The following is a 10,128-nucleotide window of genomic DNA, read 5'->3' as shown; positions in this document are numbered from 1 at the left end:
GCTCTGTTGCCATTACCGCCGTGCTGCTAAGCAGTAACAGCAGCGCAAACGATTTAAGTAGCTGCATAAGATCCTCGGATATCTTTGGTTATTATCATTTTAGCCTGTTCTGTGTAACGTAAAAACGTACACAATTCAAAGTGGTTGAGACAAGCAAACGAAAAAACGCCGCCATGTACCTTGCTAAAGCGGGAAGCGAAACAAGTTAATAATGCGAATTGTTATTAGTAGTATGTTATTGAAAATAAACAAAATTTTGCTATTTATGTCTGTTTGAGCTACACTTTGCAGCATATTTTTAGCCGAACAATAAAAGGGCCGTGTTATGAAAGGTAACCCGCAGGTGCTGGCAAAGCTGAATGAGGTGCTGACAGCCGAATTAACCTCTATTAATCAGTATTTTTTGCATGCACGCATTTACAAAAACTGGGGCTTAAAAGCACTGAATGATGTGTGCTACAAAAAGTCGATTAAAGACATGAAGCAAGCTGATGATCTCATTGAACGCATCTTGTTTTTAGAGGGTTTACCTAATCTTCAGGCTCTTGGCAAATTGTACATTGGTGAACACACAGTAGAAATGCTGTCGTGCGACCAAAAATTCCAGGAGGAACAACTTCCTCTGCTTCGCAAAGCCATTGCGCTGTGCGAAGAAAAGCAGGATTACGTAAGCAGAGAACTGCTTGAGTCCATTCTGGAATACGAAGAAGAACACCTGGATTGGCTGGAAACTCAGTCTTATCAGATTGATAAACTAGGCGTTGAAAACTATCTGCAAGCACAAGTAATGGGAGACGACTAATGCAAGGTAATCAAAAAGTCCTGGAAGGTCTCAACGAACTGCTCGCTTACGAGCTTGCAGCGATGGACCAGTATTTTATTCATGCGCAAATGTACCTCGACTGGGGATTTACCAAACTGTACGAGCGCATTAATCACGAGTTTGATGACGAAAAAGGTCATGCAACCAAGCTTATTGATCGCATGTTAATGCTAGGCTTCGCCCCAGACATGACACAGCGCAGCGGATTCCAGGTAGGAAAAGATGTGCCTGAAATGCTGGAAAGTGATTTACGTGTTGAATATCACGTAGGCAACAAACTGAAAGAAGTAATTGCCATCAGTGAACAGGCCCAGGATTACGTTACCCGGGATATGCTGGTTGAGTTGCTGGACGACACAGAAGTTGATCACGCTCACTGGTTAGAGCAACAAATTAAACTTATCAAGGTACTCGGTCTGCAAAACTATCTACAGTCGCAACTGTAGATAGTTTCGAACCTGCCGGACGCCAGTGCTAGTCACTGGCGTTTTTATTTCTGTGATCACAATGTATGTGTGTTTAGCCTGATTGCTCAGTGGTAAACAAAATAGACACGGGTGACTCATTTTCATTAAATTGAATTTGCAATTGCCACTGCATACGAGGCTCTGTGCAACTTCCCAACATAAACCAGCCTTCCCATTGACCGTTATCCTGCAGAATAAGTTGAACAGGCACAATCCCCATAAACATATTCACGCCCTCTATTCGGGCTTGTTTAATGGTAAGTCCAACGGGCAAGGTGACGCTGATATCCAGTTGTTCTTCCGTAGTTAACAGTCCCGAAATATCCACTCGTACACGCCCTGCTGTCAGCATAAATTCACAATGATTTTCGGTTAAAATGCACTGCGTATTTTCACTGTCGTTATTGTAGCTATTATTAATGGGAATAATACCCGTGGATATACTGGTTAAAAGTCCTACGATTAGAAGCAAAACAATGGCTTGAATAAGTTTTACATGTCTATTTAATGTTAATTTTTTGTTCATTATTTTAACGTTATTGTTAAGCGTGGTTCTTCTTTATTGACAGAGATCAACCCGCCCTAGTTTATGGTATCTTTTTATTATTAAAAACTTTATTATCCGCGGTACCAACTGGTCTGGACGATAATAAGTCATACACTCCAGGCTCAGTGTTACGGCCGCAACCGTACCTGAAAATTCAAATTTTTGCAGTTGGAAACCCTTTTTATAAAGAAGTGGAAGATTCATTACAATGAGTGAAATAAGCCAAGCAAAGCCGGATTACAACTATAAAGTTGTACGGCAATTTACCATTATGACCATCATATGGGGTATTGTGGGAATGAGCCTTGGGGTATTTATTGCTGCGCAATTATTTGCCCCCGCGCTAAACTTCGATATTCCATGGTTAACCTATTCCCGCCTCCGTCCTCTGCACACCAACGCCGTAATTTTTGCTTTCGGTGGCTGTGCATTGTTCGCAACCTCTTACTACATTGTTCAGCGCACCTGTCAGGTACGTTTGTTCAGTGACAAACTTGCTGCATTTACCTTCTGGGGATGGCAAGCGGTAATCGTGGCTGCGGTAGCTACACTGCCCTTCGGTATTACCACCAGTAAGGAATACGCAGAATTAGAATGGCCAATCGACATTTTGATTGCATTAGTTTGGGTCGCATACATTATCAACTTCTTCGGAACGCTGGTAATTCGTCGTGTGTCGCATATCTATGTTGCCAACTGGTTCCTGGGTGCCTTTATGTTAACGGTTGCGGTGTTGCATATTGGTAATAGTATGGCTTTGCCTGTTTCATTCTTTAAGTCTTATTCGATTTATGCAGGTGCAGTAGATGCCATGATGCAGTGGTGGTACGGCCACAACGCGGTAGGTTTCTTCCTGACTGCAGGCTTCCTGGGTATGATGTACTACTTCGTACCTAAGCAAGCGGGACGCCCTGTTTACTCATACCGTTTGTCAGTTGTTCACTTCTGGGCACTGATTTCACTGTATATCTGGGCTGGTCCTCACCACTTACACTACACAGCCCTGCCTGACTGGACTCAGTCTCTGGGTATGGTGATGTCTGTGATCCTGTTCGTTCCATCCTGGGGTGGTATGATCAACGGTATCATGACGCTGTCTGGCGCATGGCACAAACTGCGTACTGACCCTGTATTGCGTTTCCTGATTGTTTCTCTGTCTTTCTACGGTATGTCTACCTTCGAAGGCCCAATGATGGCAATCAAAACGGTAAACGCACTGTCTCACTACACAGACTGGACTGTTGGTCACGTTCACTCTGGTGCGTTGGGTTGGGTTGCAATGGTATCAATCGGTTCAGTTTACCACTTGATCCCTCACCTGTTCGGTCAGCAATCTATGTACAGCACCAAACTGGTTAACGTGCACTTCTGGTTCGCAACTATCGGTGTGGTTCTTTACATCGTAGCCATGTGGATGTCTGGTGTACTGCAAGGTCTGATGTGGCGCGCAGTAAATGCTGACGGTACTTTAACCTACAGTTTCGTAGAGTCACTGGAAGCGTCTAAGCCATTCTATGTTGTTCGCTTTGTGGGCGGTCTGTTCGTCGTTGCCGGTATGTTAATCATGGCCTACAACACCTACAAAACTGTTCGTGCACCCAAAGGTAGTCTGGTAGCTGAACCAGCCGGCCAGGCAGCATAAGGAGTCGATACAGATGCGTAATCCACATGAATTAGTAGAAAAGAACGTTGGTCTTCTGACCATTCTTATCCTGGTTGCAATTAGCTTTGGTGCACTGGTGCAAATTACACCGCTGATGTTCCAACAGCAAACCATGGAGCCCGTTGAAGGCCTGAAGCCCTATACTGCTCTGCAACTGGAAGGTCGTGACCTGTATATCCGTGAAGGATGCGTGGGTTGTCACAGCCAGATGATTCGTCCTTTCCGCGCAGAGACCGAGCGTTATGGTCACTACAGCGTGGCAGGTGAATCAGTTTGGGAACACCCGTTCCTTTGGGGTTCTAAGCGTACCGGGCCAGATTTGGCGCGCGTTGGTGGCCGTTACAGTGATGAATGGCACCGTGTGCACCTGATGAACCCACGTGACGTGGTGCCTGAGTCAAACATGCCTGGTTTCCCTTGGTTAATGGAAAACAAATTAACAGGTAAAGACACCGCTAAGAAGATGGAAGTACTTCGTGCTTTAGGCGTGCCATACACGGATGAAGACATCAATGGTGCGCAGGCGGCAGTAAAAGGCAAATCAGAAATGGAAGCCATTATTGCTTATCTTCAGTCTCTTGGCACATATTTGAAATAGTATGGATCAGGGTACTGTAGGCAGCATATTTACTGTCATCGTCTTTGTCATATTTATGGGCATTGTCTGGTGGGCATTCAGTAGTCGTAATAAGAAGAAGTTCGACGAAGCCGCTAACCTGGTATTTGCTGACGAAGACCAAGAAGAATCAAAGAAGAATAGCGGGAGTTAACACTCATGAGCATGTTTTGGACAATCTGGATCTCTGTGATAACACTGGGCTCCATTATTGGTACTTACCTGCTGTTACGTTGGAACCTAACCAACTACACAGGTCATCCAGAAGGCGAATCGATGGATCACGAATTCGACGGGATTGTGGAAATCAATAACCCACTCCCTCGCTGGTGGACCATTTTGTTTTACATCACCATTGTATGGAGCTTTTTTTACCTTGCTCTGTATCCTGGTCTGGGCGCATTTGAAGGCTTCCTGGGCTGGAGAAGTTCTAACCAGAACATCCAGTCAATCGAAGAATCAGTGCAGGCTCGTGCTGACGCCAAACAAGAAGGTTTAATCGTTCAATACGATCGCGAACTGGACTATGCGGCAGAAAAGTTCGACCCAATCTTTGAAGCGTATTCACAAATCCCGGTTGAAGAACTGGCGAAAAACGAAGAAGCAGTAAAAGTTGGTCAACGTTTGTTCATGCAGAACTGTTCACAGTGTCACGGTTCAGACGCTCGCGGTAACGCTGGCTTCCCTAACCTGACTGATGATGACTGGTTGTATGGCGGCACTGGCGATAAGATCAAAGAAACGCTGACCAATGGTCGTCAGGCAGCAATGCCAGCGTGGATTGATGCCATGGGCGAACAAGGTATTCAGGAGACAGTTGCTTATGTACTGAGCCTGAGTGGTCGTGAAATGAGCGAGAATCACGAAGCTCTGGCGTCGGCAGGACAACAGCGTTTCATGGTTTGTGCAGCCTGTCATGGTATGGACGGTAAAGGTAATCAAATGCTTGGCGCACCTAACCTTACCGACAATATCTGGTTGTACGGTGGCTCTGAGCGCGCAATCACCGAAACCCTGACTCATGGTCGCAACGGTGTAATGCCTTCGTTCAAGAAAACCCTGGGTGACAACAAAATCCACGTAGTTGCCAGCTACGTATACAGCTTGTCTCACTAATCAGGCATAAAATGATAAAGCCTCGTTTTTACGAGGCTTTTTTTATGCGACACTACTCAACATTTGTAATAGCACGCTCTTAGGTATTTTGATTCATGGAAAAATCAGACGTAAAACCCTGGTACAAACAATTTTGGCCCTGGTTCTTGATTGCCATCCCTACTTCGTCGTTCATCATGGGGTATTTCATTGTGAAATTTGCCACCAATACTCAGGACTCACTGGTAATCGATGACTATTACAAAGAGGGCAAAGCCTACAACGTCAACCACCAGAAGGTTGAAAATGCACGCAGACTTCGCATTATGACCGATTTGTCGATTAACAATGGTCAGATAGCACTAGAATTCCACAGTGGGATCCCACAAGAAGGTAATGCTTTAAAACTCAGTTTTTATCACGTTACGCTCGCCGAGCGGGATGTGTCATTGTTATTAACCCGCGACGCCAATGGTATTTATCGCGGCTTTGTAGAACAGGATTTACAAGGAAAATGGCGGGTAACATTAAGTCCTATGGACGACAGTTGGAAAGTTCAACAGGAAATTGGGCTACCACGCGCAGATAAAATTCGATTTGTACCCTAAATGACCAGTAAGACGCCCTGTTACCACTGCGGGCTCCCCGCAGAAAGCCCCAGCCCTTATCACGCCATAGTGTTAGGCAAATCAAGGGATATGTGTTGCCTTGGTTGCCAATCCGTTGCGGAAGCCATTGTGAGTAACGGCCTTGAAAACTACTATCAGTTTCGCACTGAACCTGCGGCTCAGGGTGAGTCAGAAATACTGGAAACCCTCGACAAGCTCTCTGTTTACGATGACCCTGCGTTACAGGAAGACTTTGTTTATCAGGAAGGTAAACACAACCAGATTCAGCTTACCGTAGAAGGCATAACCTGCGCAGCCTGCGGTTGGTTAATTGAAAAACAACTGGCCAAAGTAAGTGGTATCAGCCAGGTGGCAGTCAATGTTGCAGAACGTCGCGCCATGGTGACCTGGGAACCCAACAGTATAGCGTTGAGTGGGATCCTGAAAGCCCTTAAACGCATCGGTTATAAGGCGCTGCCCTTTCAGCCAGATCAACACGAAGCTTCCTATGTAAGCGAACAAAAACAGTTTCTGAAAAAAGTGGGACTTGCCGGGCTCATGACCATGCAGGTTATGATGTTAATGACCGGCCTGTATTTTGATCTGTTTGGCAGTATAGAAGCCGAAACCCGACAGTATTTTTATTGGGTAGCCTTGGTTCTGACTACGCCAGTGGTGTTGTATTCCGGCAGTACGTTCTATTTGGGTGCAATAAAAGCGATCAGCGCTCGCACGGTGAATATGGATGTCCCTGTAACCCTCGCAATATTCGGTACTTATATCGCAGGTTTGAAGGCCACAATACTACAAACCGGAGAAGTCTATTTCGAATCCATCTGCATGTTCATTTTCTTGTTATTGCTCAGTCGCTATCTTGAACATCGGTCACGCCACCAGGCAACCCAGATATCGGCCAACATGATGCAGTATATCCCGGTAACCGCCCACCGCCTGGCTGCCGACGGACAAATTACCGATTGTTTGGCAAAACACCTGCAAACAGGCGATATCGTAATTGTAAAGCCGGGTGAAACCATTCCGGTAGATGGTGTAATAACAGATGGCGTAAGCGCCATCGATGAATCTATGCTTACCGGCGAATTTGAGCCTGTTACCAAGCAGCCCCAATCCACGGTATTCGGCGGGACGGTGAATCAACAAAGCACCCTTACCGTGGAAGTAAAACAGCCACTCAAACACGCGTTGGTGAATCAGATTATCCGCTTACAATCCAGCGCAATGGCCAATAAACCCAAAGTGGCACAAATGGCTGATACCTTCTCGCGGTATTTTGTTATTGCCGTACTGGTAGTGTCGGGCGCCGCCTTTGCTTACTGGTATTGGCAGGGTAACGACGACGCTTTTTGGATAGCAATAGCCGTACTGGTAGCAACCTGCCCTTGTGCGTTGGGGTTGGCAACCCCTTCTGCCCTTACCTGTGCAATGGCAAGGTTAAACAAGCAAGGTGTATTACTTAAGCGTGCAGATGCCCTTGAACAACTCACCACTATAGATACTATTGCGCTGGATAAAACCGGCACTTTAACCGCGGGCGAATTCAGTTTACAGCAGTGTTGGGTCACCGAGGGTATTTCAGAAGCCGATGTAATGCAGGTAGCAGCAAGTCTCGAAGCCCGTTCCGAGCATCCAATCAGTAACGCTTTTCAATCTGAAATGCTCCTTCCGGTAAGCGACTTTGATGTAACAGCCGGTGGAGGCATAAGCGGTACTGTGTTAGGTCGTAAATGGATGATGGGATCGGCCAGTTTTACTGGTGTGTCACCCGTTACCATTGCAGAAAACGCCAACGTATTCTTAACGTCAAACGGTAACTGTATTGCGGCATTTTTGGTGAGTGATAGTTTAAAACCAGGCACAGCCGAAACGCTCGAATCGCTCAGTGCCATGCAATTAGTACTGTTAAGCGGCGACAATCAACACAACGTAGATGCTATTGCACATAAGTTACCTATTCATCAGGCGTATGGGGGCCTTACCCCCGAACAAAAATACCGCCATGTTCAGGCGCTCCAGGCAAAAGGACATAAAGTACTGATGTTAGGCGACGGCATTAATGATGCACCTGTACTGGCCAGTGCAGATGTTTCCCTTGCGGTGGGTAACGCCACCGACGTAGCCCGGAATGCCGCAGATGTTGTGTTACTTAGCGACTCACTCAGCATGGTTCCACCATTACTGAAGTTAGCAAACCAAACACGCCAGAAAATACGTCAGAATATTTTGTGGGCAGTTGGTTATAACCTGCTGATCCTACCATTTGCCGTTTCGGGCCTGTTATTACCCTGGATGGCGGTGATTGGTATGTCACTTAGTAGTATTATTGTAGTTACCAATTCTACCCGATTGTTAAAATAAGAGTTTATTGTGAGCATTATTTACGTTCTGATCCCGTTAGCTATTCTATTGGTAGCGTTGGCTATCGGAATTTTCTTTTGGGCCGTGCGTTCCAACCAATTTCAGGATCTGGAAAGACAAGGCTACAGCATTTTGTTTGATGACGATTTAGCAGAAAGCAAACAACCAGTGAAGCCTGAAAAGACAGAGGCTGCGTCAGATAACACTTCAAACCCAAACAAGCATGACTGACTTTTCGTTATTTTCTGCCTTTTTGGTAGGAATCGCGGGTTCAGTGCATTGTTTTGGCATGTGCGGTGGTTTTGCAGGCGCCCTCACTGCGGCAATCCCTCAAGGAAAATCTCCCACACCGTTTGTGTTAAGCTATAACACTGGCAGGATCCTTAGTTACACGCTGGCGGGCGCCATTACCGGTGCATTGGGTAGTATTGCACAAAGCTCGATGACATCGCTACTTTACGGTTTTAAGTTATTCAGCGCCTTTATGCTGATTGCAATGGCACTCTATCTGGCACAGTGGTGGCGTGGTCTAGCCAGAATTGAATCGCTAGGCAAGCAGTTATGGCAACATTTACAGCCGCTTTCGAGACGATTTTTACCATTCAAAAGTCCTCTATCCGCGCTGCCGTATGGCATAATCTGGGGTTGGTTACCCTGTGGCTTAGTATACTCTACGTTAACCTGGTCATTATCGGCCGGTACCGCATTGCAGGGGGCCATGATAATGGCAGCGTTTGGCGTGGGTACGTTACCCGCATTGCTTGCAGTAAGTTTTGGCGCTAACGGGTTACTTACTTTACTGCGTATGCCTAAAACGCGAACATTCATCGCAGTAACGTTAATTATATATGCGGTTTTCTTGATTTATCGCACTGTAAATAGTATTAGTTAGGCCTACGGTTACACGGAGACGTTGAGTTATGTCAAAAGGTTCAGAATTCTCTATTCACTGTCAGAGTTGCAGTTTTAGCCACTTGTGTTTGCCTGTCTCTCTGAATAAAACAGAGCTGGACTCTCTGGATGACATCATCGAGCGCAAAAAGCCGCTGCATAAGCACGACAAACTGGTAAAGGCGGGTGACAAATTTAATTCGTTGTTTGCGGTGCGTGCGGGCTCATTTAAATCATTTGTGAGCAGCAAAGATGGTGAAGAACAGATCATCGGCTTCCATTTCCCTGGCGATATTATAGGGTTCGACGCGCTTCGAGAGAATACGCATCAAAGCTATACACAAGCGTTAGAAACCGCCATGGTTTGTGAATTACCCTACGAAACCCTGGATAAAATGTCGGTGCAGTTCCCTAAATTGCGCCATCAAATTATGAGTTTCATGAGCGCTGAAATTAAGCACGATCACGACCTCATGATGTTATTGAATAAACGCACAGCGGAAGAACGCCTTATTTATTTTCTGGCGCACTTATCCAAACGTTTTGAAGAACGCGGCTTTTCTCCGCGTCAGTTCAATCTGAGTATGACGCGCAACGAAATTGGTAATTACCTGGGATTAACGGTAGAAACCATCTCTCGTTTGCTCACGCGTTTTCAAAAAGAAGGCATTATTCAGGTTGATGGCAAGCTCATCACCATTCTGGATTTTGAAGCCATGGATGCCAAGCTCCATAGTATGGATATTCCTACCATAGCAGTGGATTAACTTTCCGGGTTGATCCACCGCAACACCTAAAACTGGTGAAGATGGCACTCTGGACATACACTCATAGAGTACATAATGTCCGGAGGCTGTTATGATCAATTACACCCATATTCTTGCCGTTGTAGAAACTGAACGAAATTCCCAACCCGCTTTATCCCGCGCCCTTGAATTAGCTGCCAAGACCGGGGCTAATATCACTGCTTTTATGACCATTTACGACTTCTCCTACGAAATGACAACCATGTTGTCGGGTGAAGAGCGTGAAGCAATGCGAG

Annotated in this window: 13 protein-coding genes; 12 read left to right on the top strand and 1 reads right to left on the bottom strand. The window is 45.9% G+C overall.

The window, feature by feature from the left end:
- Positions 1-325 precede the first annotated feature (325 nt).
- Both bfr (ACLR2L_RS15740) and bfr (ACLR2L_RS15735) read left to right on the top strand, forming a co-directional pair.
- Positions 326-802: a bacterioferritin gene (bfr, locus tag ACLR2L_RS15740; RefSeq protein WP_413369419.1), complete on the top strand. Its 477-nt coding sequence runs from the start codon at positions 326-328 to the stop codon at positions 800-802.
- On the top strand, positions 802-1,269 hold the full coding sequence (gene bfr, locus ACLR2L_RS15735; RefSeq protein ID WP_413369417.1) for a bacterioferritin: 468 nt from the start codon (positions 802-804) through the stop codon (positions 1,267-1,269). The genes bfr (ACLR2L_RS15740) and bfr (ACLR2L_RS15735) overlap by 1 nt, the downstream gene beginning before the upstream one ends.
- A gap of 73 nt (positions 1,270-1,342) precedes the next feature.
- On the opposite strand, the gene ACLR2L_RS15730 is transcribed toward bfr (ACLR2L_RS15735), so the two are convergent.
- Complete coding sequence (locus tag ACLR2L_RS15730; protein WP_413369415.1) at positions 1,343-1,762, bottom strand: hypothetical protein; 420 nt, start codon at positions 1,760-1,762, stop codon at positions 1,343-1,345.
- Between the two features lie 283 nt (positions 1,763-2,045).
- Here ACLR2L_RS15730 and ccoN point away from each other — a divergent pair, with 283 nt between their 5' ends.
- The 10 genes from ccoN to ACLR2L_RS15680 all read left to right on the top strand — a co-directional run.
- Entirely contained in the window at positions 2,046-3,479 is a 1,434-nt protein-coding gene (gene ccoN / locus ACLR2L_RS15725; protein ID WP_413369413.1) for a cytochrome-c oxidase, cbb3-type subunit I, read from the top strand.
- Between the two features lie 13 nt (positions 3,480-3,492).
- A complete protein-coding gene (gene ccoO, locus ACLR2L_RS15720) occupies positions 3,493-4,098 on the top strand; it encodes a cytochrome-c oxidase, cbb3-type subunit II (RefSeq protein ID WP_413369411.1) in 606 nt (201 codons plus the stop codon).
- Position 4,099: 1 nt separating this feature from the next.
- On the top strand, positions 4,100-4,270 hold the full coding sequence (locus ACLR2L_RS15715; RefSeq protein ID WP_140957352.1) for a cbb3-type cytochrome oxidase subunit 3: 171 nt from the start codon (positions 4,100-4,102) through the stop codon (positions 4,268-4,270).
- Positions 4,271-4,275: 5 nt separating this feature from the next.
- Positions 4,276-5,232 (top strand): cytochrome-c oxidase, cbb3-type subunit III, encoded by a 957-nt coding sequence (gene ccoP, locus ACLR2L_RS15710; protein WP_413369408.1) that lies wholly within the window; start codon positions 4,276-4,278, stop codon positions 5,230-5,232.
- A 95-nt stretch (positions 5,233-5,327) separates the two neighbouring features.
- Positions 5,328-5,819, top strand: a complete 492-nt coding sequence (locus ACLR2L_RS15705; RefSeq protein ID WP_413369407.1) for a FixH family protein — start codon at positions 5,328-5,330, stop codon at positions 5,817-5,819.
- Entirely contained in the window at positions 5,820-8,195 is a 2,376-nt protein-coding gene (locus ACLR2L_RS15700; protein WP_413369405.1) for a heavy metal translocating P-type ATPase, read from the top strand.
- Positions 8,196-8,204: 9 nt separating this feature from the next.
- Positions 8,205-8,426: a cbb3-type cytochrome oxidase assembly protein CcoS gene (gene ccoS / locus ACLR2L_RS15695; protein WP_413369403.1), complete on the top strand. Its 222-nt coding sequence runs from the start codon at positions 8,205-8,207 to the stop codon at positions 8,424-8,426.
- Positions 8,419-9,087: a sulfite exporter TauE/SafE family protein gene (locus ACLR2L_RS15690; RefSeq protein WP_413369401.1), complete on the top strand. Its 669-nt coding sequence runs from the start codon at positions 8,419-8,421 to the stop codon at positions 9,085-9,087. The genes ccoS and ACLR2L_RS15690 overlap by 8 nt, the downstream gene beginning before the upstream one ends.
- Positions 9,088-9,115: 28 nt before the next feature.
- Positions 9,116-9,853, top strand: a complete 738-nt coding sequence (gene fnr, locus ACLR2L_RS15685) for a fumarate/nitrate reduction transcriptional regulator Fnr (RefSeq protein ID WP_140957340.1) — start codon at positions 9,116-9,118, stop codon at positions 9,851-9,853.
- A gap of 91 nt (positions 9,854-9,944) precedes the next feature.
- The coding region (locus ACLR2L_RS15680) for a universal stress protein (protein ID WP_413369399.1) at positions 9,945-10,128 on the top strand (184 nt) is incomplete at its 3' end.

The organism is Alteromonas sp. AMM-1 (assembly GCF_047290655.1).
Lineage (GTDB): Bacteria > Pseudomonadota > Gammaproteobacteria > Enterobacterales > Alteromonadaceae > Alteromonas > Alteromonas mangrovi.
The sequence above is the reverse complement of the archived record's forward strand: the minus strand, read 5'-3'. Positions and strand labels throughout refer to the sequence as shown.

What these genes read in the sequence shown, in the direction of transcription:
- ccoO (WP_413369411.1), top strand. Translation starts at nt 3,493, where the DNA reads ATGCGTAATCCACATGAATTAGTAGAAAAGAACGTTGGTCTTCTGACC.
- ccoN (WP_413369413.1), top strand. Translation starts at nt 2,046, where the DNA reads ATGAGTGAAATAAGCCAAGCAAAGCCGGATTACAACTATAAAGTTGTA.
- bfr (WP_413369419.1), top strand. Translation starts at nt 326, where the DNA reads ATGAAAGGTAACCCGCAGGTGCTGGCAAAGCTGAATGAGGTGCTGACA.
- ccoP (WP_413369408.1), top strand. Translation starts at nt 4,276, where the DNA reads ATGAGCATGTTTTGGACAATCTGGATCTCTGTGATAACACTGGGCTCC.
- ACLR2L_RS15705 (WP_413369407.1), top strand. Translation starts at nt 5,328, where the DNA reads ATGGAAAAATCAGACGTAAAACCCTGGTACAAACAATTTTGGCCCTGG.
- bfr (WP_413369417.1), top strand. Translation starts at nt 802, where the DNA reads ATGCAAGGTAATCAAAAAGTCCTGGAAGGTCTCAACGAACTGCTCGCT.
- ACLR2L_RS15715 (WP_140957352.1), top strand. Translation starts at nt 4,100, where the DNA reads ATGGATCAGGGTACTGTAGGCAGCATATTTACTGTCATCGTCTTTGTC.
- fnr (WP_140957340.1), top strand. Translation starts at nt 9,116, where the DNA reads ATGTCAAAAGGTTCAGAATTCTCTATTCACTGTCAGAGTTGCAGTTTT.
- ACLR2L_RS15700 (WP_413369405.1), top strand. Translation starts at nt 5,820, where the DNA reads ATGACCAGTAAGACGCCCTGTTACCACTGCGGGCTCCCCGCAGAAAGC.
- ACLR2L_RS15690 (WP_413369401.1), top strand. Translation starts at nt 8,419, where the DNA reads ATGACTGACTTTTCGTTATTTTCTGCCTTTTTGGTAGGAATCGCGGGT.